Raw genomic sequence first — 19,343 nt, forward strand, 5'->3', positions numbered from 1 at the left:
GTGGCTAAGGCCTTTAAAGCCGCGATATGAAGTTTTCTACATCGGCGCCCGTAGCCAGCAGCAAAAACGGCATGTCCTGTGAAGGAACATGCCGTCTTTGTTGAGGCGGGGAGGGCCAGCGATCAGGCGCGCTTTTCGAACACCAGGTCCCATACGCCGTGTCCCAGACGCAGGCCGCGGTTCTCGAACTTGGTGGTATCGCGATATTCCGGGCGCGGCACGTAACCGGAAGGATCGGTGGCCGTGTTCTTCAGCGTCGGCTCGGCCGACAGCACTTCCAGCATCTGCACCGCATATTCTTCCCAGTCGGTGGCGCAGTGGATGTAGCCACCGGGGGCCAGGCGCGAACTGATCAACTGCACCAGCGGGTTCTGGATCAGGCGACGCTTGTTGTGACGCGCCTTGTGCCAGGGATCGGGGAAGAACACATGCACCCCGGCCAGGGTGGCGGGCGCAATCATGTTGGTCAGCACTTCCACGGCGTCGTGCTGGATGATGCGCACGTTTTCCAGCTGGCCTTCGCCGATCAGCTTGAGGTAGCTGCCCACGCCCGGCGTATGGACTTCGACGCCGATGAAGTTCTTCTCCGGCATCAGGGCCGAGATCTTGGCGCTGGTCTCGCCCATGCCGAAGCCGATTTCCAGGATGGTCGGCGCCTGCCGGCCAAAGGTCGCGGCCAGATCCAGCGGCGCCTTTTCATACGGCACCAGAAAGCGCGGCCCCAGCTCCTCCAGCGCCCGGCCTTGGGCCACCGACACGCGCCCGGCGCGGGTAACGAAACTACGGATACGGCGCTCGCTGGGATCGTAGAACAGCGGTTTGCCGGCTTTGTTTTCAGACATGATGACTCGAAGCAGTATGGGGTGCGGCCCGCACAGGTGCTCCAGGCAAGGCTGGGCGTAAAGGGCCGCGAGGCAGTGATCTGGAGCGGGTGAAGGGGATCGAACCCTCGTCTTAAGCTTGGGAAGCTTCTGCTCTACCATTGAGCTACACCCGCGAGAGCCGCTATTTTACGCGGGATTGTACTGCGCGGGCAAACCAGGGTCTGTCGAATCGGCTCACTGATCTTGGGCAAATTCCGTTTTCCAGCTTATTTATCCTGTTCCTTAGCCTCCCGCGCCTTCCTCTCCTTCGCATATTTTTCTGACATCTTGCGCCATTGATTCAATTGCCGGAAGTACGTCCTTTTGACGCTCACCTCCGATAGCGGTCGGATGGCATGGATTGGACTGACGGGGGGAACGCGACGTTCGCTCATGATGGCTGGCTCCTGCTGGACTGGGTTTGCTCGCGGTGCTTATCTTACCCTCAGGAGTGTCCGGTGTGTCTCTCTTCAAGGCCGGCCATTGGCCGTCCCCAACATCACTTTAACGAACCTGGTGCGCGTGTCCACACTCAGTTTGGCGTAGATATTCTGGATATGGGTACGCACCGTATTGGCGCTGATGCCGAGGAAATCGGCCACCTCTTTCGCCGATTCGTGCTCCACCAGGGACGCGGCTACACGTGCCTCCATGGGTGTCATGCCATACACCGCCTGCAAGGTGTCCAGATCGATGCGCACACGCGCGGCTCCATCTGAAATGAAAATGATCGCAGCAAACATGCTGTCCTCGCCGCCGAACTCGTTGTGCATCCCCAGCGCAGAAAACTGCAGGACATAGTTTTCCGTGGAAGACAGATGCGGTACCGCCAGGGATTTCGAGAAGTGGCGAATCTCCAATGGGGAAGCATTCAAGGTGGAGTCGATGGCAATCTTGATCGCTTTATTCACTGCCGATGTTTCCCCCATGAGTTCGTAGGTTTCCACTGCGCGATTGAAGCGTCGCAGGCGCAGGCCATCGCCCAGCGTCAGCATGTTCTTGGCCGCTCCGTTGGCAAAGCCGACCCGACCCTGATGGTCCAGCAGAAGCACCGCGGAGGGCAGCCGGTCAAGCGCTTCCAGGCTGGTGGCCAGGGTGAGTTCGCTGCACCGCAGACGCTGCATCACGCCCAGCGCACGCGATAGATGTGGCAGCAGCAGGCCTAGCCGCGTACGGGCAATCTGGTCGAAGTCAGGATGATGCATCCCCCGAAAGAACGAGCAGACCGTGGGGAGCGAGGTTGACGACTCTTTGCCGAATACAATGCCGGCCAATACCTGCGCCATATTCTGATTGCGCGAGAGACATTGCTTATAGAAATCAGATTCGAGCAACCGGCTGCGCTCCACCAGTTCATCTCCGATCAGGACATTGCCGGTGGAATATAAATTGCGCTCTTGCATCGCCATCTTCCAGACATCGACGTCATAGTATTTCTGGATGTATTGATCCACGTGCTCCTGATCGATGCCATGCAGAAAGAAGTAACCGCCATCCTGCGGCGTATGGTGGGTGGAATACAGGATGCAGCTGGGGGCATCCAGATAGTGCGCAACGGCGGGGAGTATCCTTCTGCTCCAGTCTCCGGGAGCAGTGGCGCCTTCATAGATCAGATCGACAAGCTCGCTAAATCGCGTGAGTTCCTGGGTCGGAAGGTCCACAAGATTCCCCTATGTTTTTTATTTTGTCTTGCGCCAACGGCGCAGCTCGAACGACATCGAATTATCGCAGCATGAAATATGCAAAGTAACTCCATTAACGTAATTTTTTCGTGACTATTTTTCTGGGGAAACAGCGTGTAAAAACGACCTCATCCGTTTTGATGATGTCGGCTTTGGCGTGGCCCGCTAGGATGCAGAACAATGCCATGTGTATCTTCAAGAGCCGCAGGCTGAGTTTGCGTCACGATGAAAATCGGACGCTGTGTATCTCCCAGTTCACTTCACGACATCGAGGCCAAAATGAAAAGCACGAGGGGGTTGTTGCTGATGGTTCTTTCTGGAATGTTGAGTGCGTGTGATTCCCTACCGCGTAAGGACCCGGCGGGAATTCAAGTGTCCTTTGAGCAATTGGGGGTGGAAAGTGCCACACGCAGCACGACGCAGGGACTGGACGTGCGCACCGCATTCTCTGTCACGGGCTTGAATTTGCCGACGGTAGTGGGGCAAAACGTCATGTCGCCGGGGCAAGATCAACCGGACTTGATGGCCATACCGATTGCAGGCATGTGTTCCAAGATCGTGGTGACTTCCTATGAAACGGAAGCGACGATGGCCGATGTCGCTAACATCAAGAATCAACTGGATGCGATTCAGCAGCAGGCAATCAAGGTACTCAGCCTGCAAATGCGCAAGCAATTTGCGGAGATGGGTGTCGGTCTGTCTCAAAGTGGGGGTTCCAAGGAGCAACTCGATACGCTCACCAAGGTACTTGGCGTGGCAGGGAAATCCGCGACAGATTTCCAGGCGGCGCAACAGGAGATCAGTAGTGCTCTGGATAACGAAAACAGAGCCCTGCAAGCCACCTTGTCGAATGTCAAGACAGCGGCGTCCAAATCAGGCGTGATGGTGGCACGCTGGAGCAGCGGCAAGCAGGACGATACCAAGCTTGCGATCGGCTCTCTGGTGGGGGCAGAGAAAAGTAGCAGCAAGGCGACCACGGGTTACGTGGTGCTCGCCGGCATTCGAGATGCGTCATTACAGATCGGTATGGATTTCATTACGCGGCTGGCAGTGGAGTATACGGACGCGTCCGGACAGATGGATGTAGAAAATATTTTCGACTCACCCTACATCGAAACCTTCTCCCGTTCAGTCAAGTACATTGCCTATAGTGAGCAACTGGATGCTTCTGCCGCATTCAGCATGGCTCTGAAAGTCACTCCCCAGGACATCGAATCTCTCCTCGGGAGTGGCGGCTACAAGCTTTTGCTGATGCAGCAGCAATTCACGCTGGATGCCATCAATGCGGCTGTATTGTCGGTGTCCAATCAGGGCATGTTTTCGAAAGCGAAAACGGAAGCCTATCCCTATATGTTCTGGCCTCGACCTGCGCGTGCCAAGGCGCAGGATCTGGAGCGCATCCGACGTAATGGGACCGATGGTGTGGGATGGAAAGACATCTATTCCAATCGGGCTACGCTGATGTCTCTGAAAAGCCGTTTTGATCGATATGGAAAAACGGTGGTGAGCAATGCAAAAGCAATTAACGACTGCTCCTATTGGGTTCCCAAGTCTGGAGCCTATGAAACCCGAACGCCGACCGATTTGGGTAATGAATTCTGTGTGCCGACTGACGAGTCAGTCAGCAATCCAAAGTGGAGGTCGTGGGTGCCAACAAAACGATGCCTGGACTTTTCCACAGATATGTTGAGCGAAACGAAGAAATGAAGTCGTCTTCGCTCAATCCAATGTTGAACTCCTGGTCCAGTTAAACAAAGCCTTGCCGGGTTTGCCCGACGAGGCTTCTTCCTTGCCCGCTTGCGTCTAGCTGCTTTGGCGCAAAGCTATAGCAGCATCCCAATCCCCAAAAGCCGCCGACCGCACCGCCGCCGTCAGCAAATACTTCTTCACCAGCTTCAACCCCACCAGCATCCCCGCAAACAGCAGCACCAGCAATCCTGCATGAAGCAAGACGGCTTCTTTCGGCTGCAATTCCAGCAAGCGTAAGGGCCATCGTACTGGCCTGCCTTGGATGGAATGGATCATCGAGAAATACAGTCCCCCCAGCACCGGCGAAGACGGCATGACCATGCGCCAGCCTAGCCTTACCGGTCCGCAGAACACCAGCCAATACATGAACACCCCCAAGGGCAGAACCACGTGGCGCAGCGCGCTCACCAATGCCACCAGGAAGTCCACGCGTTGCCCGGCGACAAGGCCGCTATCACGCAGTCCGGCACAAAACAGGCAGACGATCAATACCGCCAGCGTCACTGACTTGCGTTCCGACTCCACCAGGCCGCGCTGTTCACGCAGCAGCCAATGGGCGAAGCAGCCGGCACACAGTAGGCCGGTGATTGCCGCCGTGCAAGCCGTGTGGAACGACAGGGAGCGGTCCAGCAAAGCGGTCGCGGACAAGGTCGCGCCCGCGACCAGAAGAGCGGTCTGCAGCAGCAGCCCGACGCGGCGATGCAGCGGGAGTACGTGGGCGTGGTCAGTCACGATCCTGGGCCAGGATGGGGCGGCGCAGAGGCAAGGGCAGCATGAGCAGGCTCCTCGGTGTGGTGACGTCATGGTGGCCAGAGGAAGGGGGAGTGGTCCTTGTGGCATTCCCTCGATTTTAATGGTCGCGCTGACAAAAGAAATAGGTCTGTTTGGACTGAAAGGCGATAAAACGATGTAAATTCTCTGTGGTACGGGGAGTGCCTTTCTTGCGCGCCAGTCCAAACAGACTGATTTATTTCGGGGTGCGCTCACTTATAATTTTTTGCCCTATTTTTATCACTGATGGGGGCAAGCTTTCGGCACTTATTTCACGGGCCGGCATGTTGCTCACGCCAGGCTCTTGCTCCTTTTTCTGTGGAGTGTTCATCTTCTATGTTGTTGCTCACTGGCAGTACCGGATTCATCGGGGGCGCGCTGGCCGCTCGACTTATCAAGACGCCGCGCTGGGAGCGCTCGCTGTTCCTGGTCAGGTCGGCCAATCGCGAGCAAGGGCGCGCACGGCTGGCGCAGAACCTGCGGCTGCATGGCATGACGGAAAGCCAATTGCAGCGCCTTACGCCCGAGCAGATCATCTGCGGCGATCTCACTGGCGTGGAGCGCTGGATCGATGACCCGCGTCTGCTTGAGGTGCATGACGTAGTCAATTCGGCCGCACTGGCTTCCTTCGGTACCCATCGCTCCATCTTCCCCACCAACGTCGATGGCGTCCTGAGCATGGCGCATGGCCTGTGCCGGGGGCGCAAGCTGCGCCGCTTCATACAGATCGGTACAGGGATGTCCTGCGGGCGCAATGCACCGCGTCCGGTGTCGGAAGATTACTTGCCCGGTGAAGATGTGGAACATTACCTGGACTACACCGCCAGCAAGTACCAGGCCGAGCAGCGCTTGCGCACCGAATTGCCTGAGCTGCCGCTGGTCATTGCGCGGCCCTCCATCGTGGTCGGGCATACCGAGCTGGGGTGTGCGGCCTCCGGCAGCATCTATTGGGTGTTCCGCCTGGCGCGCGCCTTGCAGGCCTTCCCCTGCGAGCTGGACCAGAAGATCGATGTGATCCCGGTCGACTATTGCGCCGAGGCGCTGCACCTGCTGCTGGAAAAACCGACGCTGAAATATTCGGCCTACAACATCTCTTCCGGCCCCAATCATTCCTGCACTTTTGGCCAGATCGATGAAGCCATCAGTGTGGGCAATGGCGAGAAGAAGATGTCGCGTTACCGCCAGACGCACTACGAAAGTTTCCTGCAGATGCAGGATCGCTTCAAGGATCTGATCGGCCCCTGCAACAAGCGCATCGTGCTCAAGGCGATCCGTTCCTACGGGTATTTCGCGGCCGAGGAAGTGCTGTTCGACAATGCGCGCCTGATCGAAGAGGGAATGCGGCCGCCGCAGCCGCTGACCCATTACGTGACCCTGTGCGAGCGTACCAGCAAGGACATCCTCATCGCCCAGCAGATGAAGTACGACTACAAGACCTGAACGTTCTGCTCACACCGCAGCGGCGGGCGCATCCAGCAGGATCTCGATGCGCTCCTTGCCGCGACCGGTGTTCTTGCGTTTGAGCTTGAGGCTGCCCACTTCGGCCGTGGTGCGCGGGTGGGTGCCGCCACAGGCCATGCGCGCAAATCCTTCCACTTCCCAATAACGCCGTCCGGCCTGTTCATCACTGAAGGCAGTGACGATGGGCAGGTCGGCGCTCACCAGTTGCTGCGCCGAAGCTTCGATGGTGGCAAAGAGCGGTGCCAGGCTGGTGTCGCTGGCAAAATCCACACGTGCCTTGTCCACCGCGATGTGTGCGCCGATGCGTTCGATGCCGGGGCGCAACTGATAGACCAGTTGCAGCACCATCTCGGCGGCGAAGTGCAGGCGCATGAGGCGATAGCGACGCGCCCAGTCGATCTGCATCGAGACCGCATCCCCCACCCGCAAGCTGTGCCCGGCAGGCAAGGTGTAGACGATGCTCTGTTCGCGCTTGTCTGCCTGCAGCACCGGATAGCCGCCCAAGGTGCCGGCATCGCTTTCCTGGCCGCCCGAGAAGGCGAAGAAGATGGTCTGTGCCACTTGCACCTGGTCGCCCTCGACCTGGGTGATGTGGGTATCGAGTTCGGTCTGGTAGGGAGCCGACCAGAAAAGCTTGTGCGTCATGGCGTTCTGAAAAGAAGGAGAAATTTCGTCAAGCAACGATGATGCCGGCTGACCAGTCATGGAACCGTGCATGGGGGACTCAGTCTACCGCTTGCTGCTTTATTGTGCAGCTTAACCAATGGAGTCTCCACCATGTCATTGCACGAAGATTACATTTTTCCGCTCCAGGCGCACTTGGATCAACCCGACTGGCCGGCCCTGGAGCAGGCCTTGCTGGCCCACGGTTTCGTCGTCGAGCCACGCGGCGAGGGTGTCCCGGGGCCGGCACTGCAGGAGTTGCGCTTCCAGTTGGCGCAAACGCTCGATTGTCGGCTGCAGTGGAAAGAGGGTGCAAGCACCACTGGTGATGTGTTGCGCTGTTACGTGGAGGCAGGCGCCTTGCCTGCCGATCTTCCGTTGCGTGACGACCTGACCATGGCCGAGACCTTGGTGCTGCTAGCCCAGCACGGTATCACCGGCCTGGATGAGAAAGAAGATAGCCAGGTAAGCTGGCGCAGCCCCATGTATCGCCCCGGCCCCGCCACCTTGGCATTGTTGAGTGCAGATAGCACAGCCGACTACGAGAACGATCCGCAGATGTTCAGTATCGACCTTGAGGCGTCGGATGGCCCCAATCCCGTGGTCAATGTCGGCGAGAACCTGGAGCCGCCCTGCGTGCCGGGCAGTGACGAACCGCTGGAAGAGATGGCGCCTTTTGGTTCGCATGTCGATTTCATCGGCGCCGCCTGGGAAGACCCGGCCGTGCAATGGATTGACCCCCAATCCGGTCGCAGCTATTACATCCTCGATCTGGATTGGCAATACAGCATGGCTCTGGGATTTCGCATGTTGCGTCTGAAAGGCTTCGACCAGGACAGCACCCTGCGGCTGGCGCAGGCCGTGAGTGGACTGGTGGGGCAGCCGATGGGGGCCAGTCACTTACACCTCTGATAGTACATTCCTGTGCGTACTCAATCCTGCTTTGGCAGCTCTTCCAGCAATGCTTCGATGGCGTCGATATCGACCTCATCACGCTGCGCCGGTCGCAACAATTCATCGGCATAAGCCTGCCATAGCCGGCTGCGCAGGAAGTAACGGAACAGTTCCGTATCCAGATGCTGGTCGCGGCACATCGCTGCCATGATGCGCAAGGATTCCGACAAGGTCTTGGCCGGCTTGTAGGGGCGGTCGGCGGCAGTGAGCGCTTCGAACACGTCGGCCAGCGCCATCACCCGGTCCTGCAGCGGCAGGGTGCTGGCGCGCAGGCGGCGCGGGTAACCGCTGCCATCCATCTTCTCGTGATGGTTGGCAGCGGTGTCGGGGACGCTCTTGAGCGAGTCCGGCCAGGGCAGGCTTTTCAGCATCACCAGCGTTTGCACGATGTGGTTGTTGATGGCGAAGCGGTCTTCCTCGGTCAAGGTGCCGCGCCGTACCGTCAGGTTGTGCAGCTCCCCCATGTTCTGGCGATAGTGTGGCAGCTTCATGTCGAAGCCCAGGGTATTGCGCGGGTCGCCGCGTTCGACGGCAGGGCGGTGGCCGTCATCCCATGCCACCTTGTGCTCGGGCCTGTCGGCCAGCAACTGCTCGGTGTGCGGCAGGCTTGGAGACGGTCGTCCATCGCGGCTCGCCGCCAGGCGTCGGGCTTCTTCGTCGGCCAGGCCCAGGTTGTCGTCGAAATGGCGCTGCCAGGTCTGGCGGGCGATCTGGTGCAAACGGGTGATGGCTTCATCGGACATGGTCTCGCCGCCCACATTGCATTGGGCAACGAAGGCAAAATCCTCGCGCAGTTGCGCGCGCCGTTGGTCCAGTCGCCGCCGCAAGGCTTCGGCCTGTGCCGGGGGCAGGGCCGGGAAGTAATCGCGCAGCAGTTCCAGTTCGGCATCGCGCCACAGCACTTCGAAGCGCATCCGCACTTCGTGGATGCGGTTGTGGATTACTTCCAGCTTGGTGGCCTTGTCGACGATGTGCTCGGGGCTGGTGACCTTGCCGCAATCGTGCAGCAGCGCGGCCAACTGGAAGGCATAGCGCTGGTCTTCGTTGAGCTGGAAGTCGGCGTAGCGTCCCTCGCGCTCCTGTGCCAGGCGCTCCACCAGCATGATGGCCAGATGCGGTACGCGTTCGCAGTGACCGCCGGTATAGGGGCTCTTGGCGTCGATGGCGTCGGCCATCAGGCGGATCAATGATTCCAGCAGTGCCTTTTGCGCGGCAATCAACTGGCGCGTTTCGATGGCCACCGCCAGCATTCCCGACAGGCGTCGCGCAAAGGCCAGAAAGCGTGGATCTTCATGCGCGCTGTCATGGGCGTGCATCAGTACCAGCAGACCTTCCAGCGAACCATTGCGGCCACGCAGGTCCAGTTCCACACGCAGGCGGCCATCCTCGGTCTCATGGGCGTGGCCAGCGGCGGCCTGGTGTTCGTCATAGGACATACCGTCGGTCAAGCCGCATTGCTGGCCATAGGCTGCGGCGCGCTGCATCTGCTGGCCTTCGCGCTGCCACAGATAGACGGCACCGCCGTCGCAGCGGGTGGCTTGCACGAATTTTTCCAGCACCTGTTGCAGCATCTGCTCGACATGGGTTTCGGTGCTGAGGATGGCACTGATGTCGAGGAAGGCTTCCACCGTCAGGCTGACGTGGTCCACCATTTCGGTGAGCATGTTGACCTCGCGCAGGGTGCTGCGTCCTCGGCCCTGGGTACGGAAATCGAAGCGTGACAGGCGCGCGGCCTTTTGCGCCAGGCGCTCCAGGCTCAGGCCGATGGCGCGTCCGGCCCACCAGCCCAGCGGCAGGAACGCCAGCACCAGCAGGAAGGCCACCAGCACCATGGTCTTGCGGTTGCGGTCCAGTTGTCCCAGCAGTTCGTCGCCGGGGGCGGTGATGAGCAGCTTGAGGGCGTGGCCGTCGATCACGTTGAAGGGCAGCGACAGACCCAGCCATTCACGCCCCTCGACCTGGTAGAGCGCGCGTGTATCGCCCGCCTTGCTTCGTTGCGCCAGCAGCGATAGGCTGGGCACGTCCAGATCCTGCAAGCCACGGAAACGGAAATTGTCGCCCTCCTGTTCCAGAACTCGGCCCATGTCGCTATAGGCGATCACCTTGTCGGCATCGTCCACCAGCACCAGTTCGCTATGCGGCGTCAGGCGCAGATTGCCCAGGCTGGTGGCCAGGTCGTCCAGGGTCATGTCGAGGGCCACCACGGCATCGCTGTTGCGGGCGCGCTGCGAGAGGCTGATGCCGATCTGGCGCGTGGTGAAGAACACGTAGGGCGCCGAGATCGCCGGCGTGAGCGAGCGGTCGGCACGGGCATACCAGGGCCGGGTGCGTGGATCGAAGCGATACTGGGGTTGCTCTTGCAGGTCCAGCAGTTTCAGCTCGGCGTTGTAGAAGCGGTATTGGCCGTGCTGCTGGCCGGCTGCATCGCGCACGATGCTCTGCACCAGGAAGGTGGCCTCGGGCGGGGCGACGAAGAACGCCCGCTGCTCGGCTCCGCGCAGCGAACGCACCAGCAGGAAGTCGCCATTGGGATAGCCCACGTAGACCGCCGAGACCAGGGGATTGGCGACCAGGTCGATGGAAAAGGCGGCAATGCGCGTGAGGCGCTCATCCAGGTCGGTGGCTTGCGTGATGGGGTCGAAGGACAACTGGCGCAGCGTCGCCACGGCCGGATCGATGATGCGGCGCGAACGCTCGGTCATGATGCGACCGGCGTCTTCAGCCGAACGCTCGGCCATATCCAGCAGCACCTGGCGCGCGCCCCACCAGCCTACCGACACCAGCACCACCGCCAGCAGGATCATGCCGGCCATCACCAGCCCCGAAATGCCGAAGCGAACCGGCAGGCCGGGGACGGTGGCGTCATCCTCCGAGGGATCGAGCAAAGGGTGTTCGGGAAGAGGCATTGAGCACGCAGAGGGCTGGGCGACATGCAACGGAACCCGCGATTCCATGAGCGCCACTGACCTGTAGCGCAAACGGAACACGGCCTTTTAGGGACCGCGCCAATATACCGGAATTACGTTGCAGAGCAAAAAATGCTCAAACGGTTTTTCCGCCCTCTGATTTTGTCTTCGAATGCGCTGCATGGCCCTACCTTGGGGATATCCGGCAGCAGGCGTGGGTCGCCCGGGCTGGGCATGGGCCGCCGATGGCGACCAAAAAACCACACAAATATCAACAGAAGCCGATACCTTGGCGCATCTGGTGTACAATGTGACCTGTACTTGCATCAAGTTGTATTCTTGTTGGTTCCAATTCCGCCTGACTGTCGTTCCCTCCTCGGTCGTTCTGTTTTCTTTCCTTCGGTTTCAGTTCTTGGTTTCAAGTGCCTTCCAGGCATAGGCCTTCATTCGTCCCAAACTTTCCAGAGGAAACAAACATGAGCACTCAAACCGGCGTAGTCAAATGGTTCAACGATGCCAAGGGCTTCGGCTTCATCACTCCTGATGCCGGCGGCGCCGACGTCTTCGCGCACTTCCAGGACATCCAGTCCAACGGCTTCCGTAGCCTGTCGGAAAACCAGCGCGTGTCCTTCGACCGCGGTGTCGGCCCCAAGGGTGAAAAGGCCACCAACATCAAGGTCATCGCCTAAGCGAACCGAGAACATCCTCGCTGCCTGTTCCTGAACGCCAACGCAATTCCATACGCTGCCTTGGCCAGGGCGGCAGCAACAGCAGCATCACCGTCGCGATAGCCACGGTTCTCCGACGATCGTCACCGTGCAGATAGCATGGGCCGATCACGGTTGGAGCGAAGGGGATGCGCTGGGCGGGGCAAGCCAGCCAGTCGCATGTGGCCGTACAGATGGTGCGGGCATGGGGCAGCAGGACTAGCGCCTGCCGATCACGGGTTTGTCCCGTGTAGCAAATAGTTAATTAATCGCTCGTAGAGAAGTGAAGGGGCCGCACTAACGGCGGCGCCAGGACAACCAGACGAACACCTGGATCGCGACCGCACCGGCCAGATAGGCCGGGCAGGTCAAGCCCGCGGCACCTTGCAGATAGCATGGGTTGCAGGCGATCCAGCGTTAATCAATGAACGGCCCACCTGAATTCAGGTGGGCTTTTTGCGTTCTGGGGACGATATGAAGGATGCTGCAGATCAGCCTGGGATGCTGGTCAGCAGGCGCGTCGCTTCGGTCACCACCGCCTCGGCGGTGATCTGGAAGTGAAGCAACAGCACATCCGCCGAGCTCTGCGTTCATGCTATATTTTGTCCTATGACAAAGTGCGATGATCGCGGAGTTCCTCATGCCTGTTCCCCCTGACGCCCCATCCGACCACACCCCTACCCACACCCGCCATGACATGCACGGCCGCTGGCCGCAGGCGACAACCGTCGAGGATTTCCGGCACAACCTGGCGGCCACGCAGCAGCGCATTGTCGCTGCCTGTGCGCGTGTGGGGCGCGACCCGGCCAGCGTGCGTCTGCTGCCGGTCAGCAAGACCAAATCGCAGGCCGCCATCCGCCTGGCCTATGCCGCCGGATGCCGCATGTTGGGTGAGAACAAGCCGCAGGAAGCCTGGCAGAAATGGCAGGCACTCCAGGATCTGCCGGATCTGCAATGGTCCGTCATCGGCCACCTGCAGACCAACAAGGCCAAGCTGGTGGCCCGCTTTGCCAGCGAGTTCCAGGCCCTGGACAGCCTGCGTTTGGCCGAGGTGCTGGAGCGGCGCCTGCAGATCGAGGGACGGGGACTGGATGTGCTGGTGCAGGTCAACACCTCCGGCGAGGCCAGCAAATATGGCCTGGAGCCGGATCAGGTGGCGCCTTTCCTGTGCCAATTGCGGGCCTTTCCGGCGCTGCGACTGCGTGGCTTGATGACGCTGGCGGTCTTGTCGGCCGAGCCGGAAAGGGTCAGGCCCTGCTTTGCGCGCTTGCGCCAGTTGCGGGAACGATTGCGCCAGGAGTTGCCCGATGGCGCCTTGCTCCAGGATTTGTCCATGGGCATGTCGGGCGATGCCGAGATCGCCATCGAGGAAGGCGCCACGGTGGTGCGGGTGGGGCAGGCCATCTTCGGCGCGCGTGACGTGCCGGACTCACATTATTGGCCGACTACCCCCGCAGCCGCCTGAACCGCAGCTCATCCCAAGCATTGCCGCAGATCGGCCGCCAGTGCCTGTGACAGGTCTTCATCCAGGGTGGAGACGGTGATGCGCAGCCCGCTGACGGCCTGCTGCACGGCGAACACCGAACCCGGACGCACCAGCCAACCCTGGCGCGCCATCGCCAGCGCCACGGCCTGATCATCGATGCTCAAGGGCAAGGGCAGCCACAGGTTCAGGCCATCGCCCTGGGACCAACAGGCAATGTCCTGTGCCGCCAAGGCCGACTCCAGATGTTGGCGACATTGGCCGTAGGCCGAGCGCGCGCGCTGCATCAGGCCGGCCGTCTCTGGCTGCGTGATGATGAACTCAATGGCGTCCTGCAGGAAGTGACTGACCCAGTTGCTGCCTGCGCTCAGGCGCGTGCGCAACAGGCGCGAGGTGGCCGCATCGCTGGCCACAGCGGCCACCCGCACATCCGGCCCCAGCGCCTTGGAAAACGAACGCACCAGCGCCCAGCGGCTGGCCTGGCGCGGGATCACCGAGTGATAAGGCTGGCCCGAGAGCAGCGCGAAGTGGTCATCGACGATCACCAGTACGTGCGGGTGTTTTTCCAGGATGGCGCTCAGTGCACGGGCGCGTCGCCGGCTCAGGCTGGCCCCGGTGGGGTTGTGCGCGCGCGGGGTCAGGATCAGCGCCTGCACGCCGCGGTTGAGCGCAGCCTGCAAGGCCTCGGGCAACATGCCTTGCTCATCCATGCCCACGCCGACCGACTGCCAGCCTGAACTGCGCAGCAGATTGATGCTGGCCAGGAAGCAGGGATCTTCCACCGCCACCTTGTCGCCATGGCGGAGATGGGCCGCCAGCAGGCGTTCGATGGCGTCGACCGCGCCATGGGTGAGGTCCAGTTCAAATTCGGGCGGACAATCCGGGCGGCACCACTGCATCATGAATTGCGCCAGGCCCGCATTGACGGTTGGCGCGCCATACAGCCTGGGCTGGTAGGCGATGCTGCGCCAGGTTTGCGCCAGGTCCGGCAGCCATGCCGGGTTGGGGTTGCCATCGGCCAGGTCGGTCAGGGCCGTGTCGCCCTGGCTGCCTTCTTCTTCGCCGGGGGCCGCAGGCGCGCGGATGACCGTGCCCAGCCGGCCCTGGGTGATGGCGATACCGGCCGTGGCCAGGCGCCGATAGGCCGCTGCCACCGTATTGCGATTGAGGCCCAGCTGTTCGGCCAACTCGCGCACCGGCGGCAGCGCCTGGCCGGCTTGCAGGCGCTGGGTCTGCACCAGGGCGCGCACGCATTCGAAGATGTCTGCTGCTGTCTTGCCTTGAATTTTCATATCGGTCTGTCCTTGCCAACGTCCAGCGGCAGGACCATCCCGCCTGCCGCCCGGGAGACGGAGCCGATTATGACATAGGCGAAAACTTGTTTGACCTAGGGCCTGTTCACATTTAATCTGCGCATCTCGCAGATTAAATGTGAACAGGCCCTAGTCCTTTTGTTCATCCTCAATCAAGCCGGCCAGCCATTGCGTCACCACGTGGCGAGCGGCCTGCTGCAGCGTGCCGCCCAGGCGCTGGGCGGCATCGCGCAGGTGTCGCGGATCGATGCCGGCATGGTCCAGCTCGCAGGCGTGGCCTACCAGCCATTGTTCGATGCGCTTAGGGTCGGCTTCCAGATGGAACTGCAGTGCCAGCACCTGCCTGCCCACGGCAAAGGCCTGCTGCGCACAGAGCGCCGAACCGGCCAGGTGCGTGGCCTGTGCGGGAATTTCGAAGTGGTCGCCATGCCAATGCAGCACTGGGACGTCTTCCAGTGCGGCCAGCGGCGAATGCCGGCCCGCCTCGGTCAAGGACAGCGGCGCGTAACCGATTTCCTTCACCCCCATGGGCGCGACGTCGGCCCCCAGGGCCCGAGCCATCAATTGTGCGCCCAGGCAGATACCCAGGGTGGGGGCGTCTCGCATGAGCCTGCGCGTGATCGCTGCCAGTTCGCTGGCCAGGAAGGGGTAGCGGGCATCGTCATAGGCGCCGATCGGACCGCCCAGCACGATCAGCAGATCGGCCTGCTGCACCAGCGGCGTATCCAGGTCGTCGATGCAGGCATCGAGATAGGTCAGTGCATAAGCCTGTTCTCGCAATACCTCATGGAGGATGCCGAGATCCTCGAAATGGACATGGCGGATTGCAATCGCGGTTTTCATGATCGGGCTATCCTGTACAAGCGTGTCGAATAAACGATTTGCGCAGTATAGCTTATGACTAGGACGAAAAATATTATGTCCTAGGACAAAGATGAAAGAGGAAAGAAAACCTCGATTTATAGCGAGGGAATGCTGTTCCGCTCAGGCAGGTGATTTGCCATTTTCTTCACGCAACCACTGCAGCAAGCAGATCACCTCCGGCCGCGACTTGTTGCGCCGTGGCCGTTTTTTGGGGTGAAGACTACCGCAGCGGTAGCGAACGCAGATCAGGCCTTGGTATCGATGATGTTACCGATGGCCTTGACCCCGGAAGTGACGCTGTCGGCCACCGAGTGGGCTGCCGAGGACACGGCATCGACCGTGGTGTCGTAGGCGCTCTCGATGTCGTCACCGACTTCGGAGGCGACGTTCTTGATGGGCTGGATGACGCTGTTGTAGAAGCTGCTGTTGCCGGAGGAAACCGAAGACACGCTCATTTGAAACTCCCTTGTTATGAAATCGTAGCCTGCATCCCCACTGCTGAAGGAGGACGTGGGCAGGAGTTCCATCATAGGCAAGCGTGCGGGCCCTGCAAAGGTGGTCACGGCCCGGCAATGGGTAAAGCTATGCAAGGCCGTGTAAAGCGATGTTGGCGGCGGCCCGCTCAGCGCGTAATCGCTGACTTATCGCGCCAACGCCAGCGTACCTTCCTTGCGGCGCAGTGCCGGTGCGCTTGCTGCGGTGGTGGTCGGGCCGGCACTGACATAGGTGATCCTGAAAACTGACACGGCCTGACTCAGCTTGATAGACTGGTCGCGCAGGTTTTCGGCAGCCGCTGCGGCCTGTTCCACCAAGGCTGCGTTCTGCTGCGTGGTTTCATCGATGGCGTTGACGGCCTGGTTCAATTGTTCGATGCCGCCGCTCTGCTCGTTGCTGGCCACCGTGATCTCGGCCATGGTCACCGCCATGTTTTCCACGGCACCGCCCAGTTCACCCATGGCTTGCGCGGTTTCGCGCACCAGCAGGTTGCCGCTTTCGACCTTGGCGCGCGAGTCATCGATGAGGCTCTTGATGTCCTTGGCGGCCGCTGCCGAGCGCTGGGCCAGGGTACGCACTTCGGAGGCCACTACGGCAAAGCCGCGGCCTTGTTCGCCGGCGCGCGCTGCTTCCACGGCGGCGTTGAGGGCCAGGATGTTGGTCTGGAACGAGATGCCATCGATCAGACCGATGATGTCCACGATCTTGTGCGAGGCGGCGTCGATCTCATCCATGGTCTTGCCCATGCGTTGCACCGAGGCGCTGCCGCGCTGGGCGATGGCCGAGGCGGTCTGCGCCTGGCGGTCGGCATTGCTGGCCGAGTCGGCGTTTTGGCGCACGGTGGCGGCGAACTGTTCGACGCTGGAGGCAGTTTCTTCCAGCGCCGACGCTTGCGATTCGGTGCGGCTGGAGAGATCCATATTGCCACTGGCGATCTCGCCGGTGGAAATGGTCATCGATTCGACGTTGCGGCGCACGTCGCCGATGATGGCGCGCAGGTTCACGTTCAGTTGCTGCAACGCCTGCAGCAGCAGGCCCATGTCGCCGTGGGCCGTGGTGTCGATGTGCAGGTCGAGGTCACCGCCGGCCAGGCCATGCACGGCCTTGATGGCCCGTTGCAGCGGCGCTACGATGCTGGCGTGCAGGATGGCCCACGAGCCCAGCAGCAAGAGTGTGCCCGCCAGGGTGCCCAGCCAGATTGCATAAGGGCTGCCCCCGGCCGATTGCACGGCACTGCCGGCCGCCAGGCCGCCGGTAATGACCAGCAGCGTGAGGATGCTCATCATCCATGCCAGCCGCTTGGCCATCGACAGGTCGCGCAGCCCTTGCAGCCAGCCCATGATGCCGGTACTGGCCACGGCCCCACGATGGATGCGCAGGCCGCGTGCCTGACCGGCGACGAAGCGGCGGTAGGCGTTCTCGGCCGCCTGTACCTGCTCGCGCGAAGGGCGAGTGCGCACCGACATATAGCCCACGGCCCGACCGTTCTCGCGCACCGGCGTGACGTTGGCCTGGACCCAGTAATAATCGCCGTTCTTGCAGCGGTTCTTGACCAGCCCGTTCCAGGGCAGGCCTTCCTTGAGCGTGGCCCACATGTCGGCGAAGGCTTCGCGCGGCATCTCGGGATGGCGCACGATGTTCTGCGGTGCGCCGATCAGTTCGACTTCTTCGAAGCCGCTGATTTCTACGAAGTAAGGATTGACGTAGGTGATGTTGCCTTGCAGATCGGTCTTGGAAACGATGGACTTGCCATCCTCCAGCAAGCGCTCGATGGTGGTGATAGGTAGATTGGTGCGCATTTTTCCCCCGTGCCCTTGGTCGCAACCATAGGATGGCTGCGATCCTGCCGCTGTTTTAGAAAACCTTAGCGCTTCTTTCCCAAAACGCCGCAGTCCCGTTTTTCATGCCAGGCCGATAAGCCGCCTGACGTCCAATACCGTGTGCATGAGGAGGGGAGGTTCGTGCATTCCCGCAATGAATGCCCATTGTCAGCCTGTGGCCGGCATGATCGGAGAGGCAGGGGAAACGACGATCTTCCGCATCATAACGCTGAGCTAGTGTTTTGATCCGTTAAAAAGCCGGGTATTTCCCCGGCTGTATTGGCAACGGCGGCGACATTCCTGCGCTAGGAGGCGGTGCGCGGAATGATGTGGGGAACTGTTTTCCTGCATCATTCCATGGCCGTGACGCGGGCTTATTGTCGAGGTTGCACCTGGAACAACACACCTTGCTGTACCAGTTCTACCGAAAGCAATTGGTCGGCCACGACTTCGGTCATGCGCTGGCCGGGATTGTCCAGGGCCACCGTGGTCAGGCGGGTGATCAGTGGCAGCAGCCTGGCCTGATCCTTTGCGTCGGAAATGAAGCTGCGCGCGGCACTGGCGGCACAGATCAGAAATTCGTCACGCGCGCCCTGGCTGCGGTTGGTGAGCATCACGCCCACGTTGCGCAGTTGGCCGGCTTGGTTGAGGGTGCCGATGAGGGTGGTCTGGGCCGGGCCGACCTTGGTGTCGAGCACGTATTCGTATTGGCCGGGGTGCAGGCGCGAAGCGTCCAGCATGTAGAGATGGGCCATGTGCTCGGGCTCTTCCACCTGCATGTCCTTGAGCACATCGGCCAGGCGGCTGTTGAAGCGCGCCGCGAACTGCTTGGGCGTGACCCCCAGCGTGGTCTGGGCAGCTTCGTGCGCGGCCAGTTCGCCATCGATGCGACGGTCGCAACCGCTGAGCAATACGGCGGCCGTCAACAGGGCGCAGGACAAAAGACGCAGCGGGGCGCGGAGGAGTGTCGGCATGATGGTCGGAATGTCGCGTGTTTCATACATTGTGCATCAACACGATGACATGCAACCTGTCCCAGATCAAGCACTGCGCTGCGCCTGTGTGGGTTGGTGATAAAGTACCAATCCGATAATAGACCAGAAAACCGCCAATACAGGGCCAATACAGGTCCAATACAGGCCAGTACGGAACCAGCACAGACGCTCACGCCATGACTCCTCAGACCTCTGATCTCCCTCCCTCATCCGCACTCACGTCCGACCTGCATCAATTGCGCGACATCATCCGCCGCTTCTCCAGCGAACGCGACTGGCTACGTTTTCATACGCCCAAGAATCTGGTCATGGCCTTGTCGGTGGAGGTGGCCGAGCTGATGGAGCATTTCCAGTGGCTGCCTACCGGCGCCGACCATGAGCTGGACGACGCCGCCCGCCAAGGCATCCGCCATGAGATGGCCGATGTGCTGGTTTACCTGATCCAGCTGGCCGACCATATCGGCGTGGACCTGCATGAGGCGGTGCTGGAAAAGATGGAACTCAATGGTCGCAAGTACCCGGTCGAACTGGCCCGCGGCAATGCGCGCAAGTACAGCGACCTGGCCCCGGCGCCGCGACCGGACGCACAGCAAGGCTGATGCTGGCACCTTCCTTGC

General features: G+C 60.9%; 17 protein-coding genes and 1 tRNA gene. 6 read left to right on the forward strand and 12 right to left on the reverse strand.

The window, feature by feature from the left end; translation table 11 throughout:
* Positions 1-122 precede the first annotated feature (122 nt).
* The 4 genes from trmB to RC54_RS02560 all read right to left on the reverse strand — a co-directional run bounded on the left by trmB (position 123) and on the right by RC54_RS02560 (position 2,524).
* Positions 123-842: a tRNA (guanosine(46)-N7)-methyltransferase TrmB gene (trmB, locus tag RC54_RS02550; RefSeq protein WP_082803196.1), complete on the reverse strand. Its 720-nt coding sequence runs from the start codon at positions 840-842 to the stop codon at positions 123-125.
* A gap of 81 nt (positions 843-923) precedes the next feature.
* Positions 924-997: transfer RNA gene (locus tag RC54_RS02555), tRNA-Gly, on the reverse strand.
* A 93-nt stretch (positions 998-1,090) separates the two neighbouring features.
* Complete coding sequence (locus RC54_RS24985; RefSeq protein ID WP_164471186.1) at positions 1,091-1,258, reverse strand: hypothetical protein; 168 nt, start codon at positions 1,256-1,258, stop codon at positions 1,091-1,093.
* A gap of 75 nt (positions 1,259-1,333) precedes the next feature.
* Positions 1,334-2,524: a LuxR C-terminal-related transcriptional regulator gene (locus RC54_RS02560; protein WP_156481337.1), complete on the reverse strand. Its 1,191-nt coding sequence runs from the start codon at positions 2,522-2,524 to the stop codon at positions 1,334-1,336.
* A 300-nt stretch (positions 2,525-2,824) separates the two neighbouring features.
* On the opposite strand from RC54_RS02560, the gene RC54_RS02570 reads away from it, so the two are divergent.
* Positions 2,825-4,252 carry a hypothetical protein gene (locus RC54_RS02570; RefSeq protein ID WP_156481338.1) on the forward strand — a complete coding sequence of 476 codons (1,428 nt, stop codon included), beginning with the start codon at positions 2,825-2,827 and terminating at the stop codon, positions 4,250-4,252.
* 96 nt (positions 4,253-4,348) lie between these two features.
* Here the strand turns inward: RC54_RS02570 and RC54_RS02575 are convergent, their stop codons facing one another.
* Positions 4,349-5,026 (reverse strand): hypothetical protein, encoded by a 678-nt coding sequence (locus RC54_RS02575; RefSeq protein ID WP_058894138.1) that lies wholly within the window; start codon positions 5,024-5,026, stop codon positions 4,349-4,351.
* A 375-nt stretch (positions 5,027-5,401) separates the two neighbouring features.
* Here RC54_RS02575 and RC54_RS02580 point away from each other — a divergent pair, with 375 nt between their 5' ends.
* On the forward strand, positions 5,402-6,505 hold the full coding sequence (locus RC54_RS02580; protein WP_058894139.1) for an SDR family oxidoreductase: 1,104 nt from the start codon (positions 5,402-5,404) through the stop codon (positions 6,503-6,505).
* A gap of 9 nt (positions 6,506-6,514) precedes the next feature.
* Here RC54_RS02580 and RC54_RS02585 read toward each other — a convergent pair whose 3' ends face one another.
* Complete coding sequence (locus RC54_RS02585; protein WP_017455354.1) at positions 6,515-7,171, reverse strand: alanyl-tRNA editing protein; 657 nt, start codon at positions 7,169-7,171, stop codon at positions 6,515-6,517.
* A 132-nt stretch (positions 7,172-7,303) separates the two neighbouring features.
* Here RC54_RS02585 and RC54_RS02590 point away from each other — a divergent pair, with 132 nt between their 5' ends.
* Complete coding sequence (locus RC54_RS02590) at positions 7,304-8,101, forward strand: hypothetical protein (RefSeq protein ID WP_061790424.1); 798 nt, start codon at positions 7,304-7,306, stop codon at positions 8,099-8,101.
* Positions 8,102-8,121: 20 nt separating this feature from the next.
* Here RC54_RS02590 and RC54_RS02595 read toward each other — a convergent pair whose 3' ends face one another.
* Positions 8,122-11,049, reverse strand: a complete 2,928-nt coding sequence (locus RC54_RS02595; RefSeq protein ID WP_061790425.1) for an HD domain-containing phosphohydrolase — start codon at positions 11,047-11,049, stop codon at positions 8,122-8,124.
* Positions 11,050-11,525: 476 nt separating this feature from the next.
* On the opposite strand from RC54_RS02595, the gene RC54_RS02600 reads away from it, so the two are divergent.
* A complete protein-coding gene (locus RC54_RS02600) occupies positions 11,526-11,738 on the forward strand; it encodes a cold-shock protein (RefSeq protein ID WP_017455351.1) in 213 nt (70 codons plus the stop codon).
* Positions 11,739-12,396: 658 nt separating this feature from the next.
* Entirely contained in the window at positions 12,397-13,221 is an 825-nt protein-coding gene (locus RC54_RS02605; RefSeq protein WP_123020496.1) for a YggS family pyridoxal phosphate-dependent enzyme, read from the forward strand.
* Positions 13,222-13,229: 8 nt separating this feature from the next.
* Here the strand turns inward: RC54_RS02605 and ptsJ are convergent, their stop codons facing one another.
* The 5 genes from ptsJ to RC54_RS02630 all read right to left on the reverse strand — a co-directional run bounded on the left by ptsJ (position 13,230) and on the right by RC54_RS02630 (position 18,705).
* Complete coding sequence (ptsJ, locus tag RC54_RS02610) at positions 13,230-14,531, reverse strand: MocR-like B6 salvage transcription factor PtsJ (protein WP_061790427.1); 1,302 nt, start codon at positions 14,529-14,531, stop codon at positions 13,230-13,232.
* Positions 14,532-14,681: 150 nt separating this feature from the next.
* A complete protein-coding gene (locus RC54_RS02615; protein ID WP_061790428.1) occupies positions 14,682-15,395 on the reverse strand; it encodes a glutamine amidotransferase in 714 nt (237 codons plus the stop codon).
* 266 nt (positions 15,396-15,661) lie between these two features.
* Positions 15,662-15,871, reverse strand: a complete 210-nt coding sequence (locus tag RC54_RS02620; RefSeq protein WP_058894144.1) for a hypothetical protein — start codon at positions 15,869-15,871, stop codon at positions 15,662-15,664.
* A gap of 186 nt (positions 15,872-16,057) precedes the next feature.
* The gene (locus tag RC54_RS02625) at positions 16,058-17,710 is read right to left on the reverse strand and encodes a methyl-accepting chemotaxis protein (RefSeq protein WP_058894145.1); all 1,653 of its coding nucleotides are present in this window, start codon (positions 17,708-17,710) and stop codon (positions 16,058-16,060) included.
* Between the two features lie 395 nt (positions 17,711-18,105).
* The gene (locus tag RC54_RS02630; protein ID WP_231738920.1) at positions 18,106-18,705 is read right to left on the reverse strand and encodes an attG domain containing protein; all 600 of its coding nucleotides are present in this window, start codon (positions 18,703-18,705) and stop codon (positions 18,106-18,108) included.
* A gap of 197 nt (positions 18,706-18,902) precedes the next feature.
* On the opposite strand from RC54_RS02630, the gene RC54_RS02635 reads away from it, so the two are divergent.
* Positions 18,903-19,325, forward strand: coding sequence for a nucleotide pyrophosphohydrolase (locus tag RC54_RS02635; RefSeq protein ID WP_061790429.1), 423 nt, complete (start codon positions 18,903-18,905; stop codon positions 19,323-19,325).
* The last annotated feature ends 18 nt before the right edge of the window (positions 19,326-19,343 follow it).

This window comes from Herbaspirillum rubrisubalbicans (genome assembly GCF_003719195.1).
GTDB classification, from domain to species: domain Bacteria; phylum Pseudomonadota; class Gammaproteobacteria; order Burkholderiales; family Burkholderiaceae_D; genus Herbaspirillum; species Herbaspirillum rubrisubalbicans.

Bases quoted from the DNA above. Each gene is read 5' to 3' on its own strand.
- RC54_RS02635 (WP_061790429.1), top strand. From the start codon at position 18,903: ATGACTCCTCAGACCTCTGATCTCCCTCCCTCATCCGCACTCACGTCC.
- RC54_RS24985 (WP_164471186.1), bottom strand. From the start codon at position 1,258: ATGAGCGAACGTCGCGTTCCCCCCGTCAGTCCAATCCATGCCATCCGA.
- RC54_RS02625 (WP_058894145.1), bottom strand. From the start codon at position 17,710: ATGCGCACCAATCTACCTATCACCACCATCGAGCGCTTGCTGGAGGAT.
- RC54_RS02605 (WP_123020496.1), top strand. From the start codon at position 12,397: ATGCCTGTTCCCCCTGACGCCCCATCCGACCACACCCCTACCCACACC.
- RC54_RS02570 (WP_156481338.1), top strand. From the start codon at position 2,825: ATGAAAAGCACGAGGGGGTTGTTGCTGATGGTTCTTTCTGGAATGTTG.
- ptsJ (WP_061790427.1), bottom strand. From the start codon at position 14,531: ATGAAAATTCAAGGCAAGACAGCAGCAGACATCTTCGAATGCGTGCGC.
- trmB (WP_082803196.1), bottom strand. From the start codon at position 842: ATGTCTGAAAACAAAGCCGGCAAACCGCTGTTCTACGATCCCAGCGAG.
- RC54_RS02615 (WP_061790428.1), bottom strand. From the start codon at position 15,395: ATGAAAACCGCGATTGCAATCCGCCATGTCCATTTCGAGGATCTCGGC.
- RC54_RS02600 (WP_017455351.1), top strand. From the start codon at position 11,526: ATGAGCACTCAAACCGGCGTAGTCAAATGGTTCAACGATGCCAAGGGC.
- RC54_RS02620 (WP_058894144.1), bottom strand. From the start codon at position 15,871: ATGAGCGTGTCTTCGGTTTCCTCCGGCAACAGCAGCTTCTACAACAGC.
- RC54_RS02590 (WP_061790424.1), top strand. From the start codon at position 7,304: ATGTCATTGCACGAAGATTACATTTTTCCGCTCCAGGCGCACTTGGAT.
- RC54_RS02630 (WP_231738920.1), bottom strand. From the start codon at position 18,705: ATGCCGACACTCCTCCGCGCCCCGCTGCGTCTTTTGTCCTGCGCCCTG.
- RC54_RS02585 (WP_017455354.1), bottom strand. From the start codon at position 7,171: ATGACGCACAAGCTTTTCTGGTCGGCTCCCTACCAGACCGAACTCGAT.
- RC54_RS02580 (WP_058894139.1), top strand. From the start codon at position 5,402: ATGTTGTTGCTCACTGGCAGTACCGGATTCATCGGGGGCGCGCTGGCC.
- RC54_RS02595 (WP_061790425.1), bottom strand. From the start codon at position 11,049: ATGCCTCTTCCCGAACACCCTTTGCTCGATCCCTCGGAGGATGACGCC.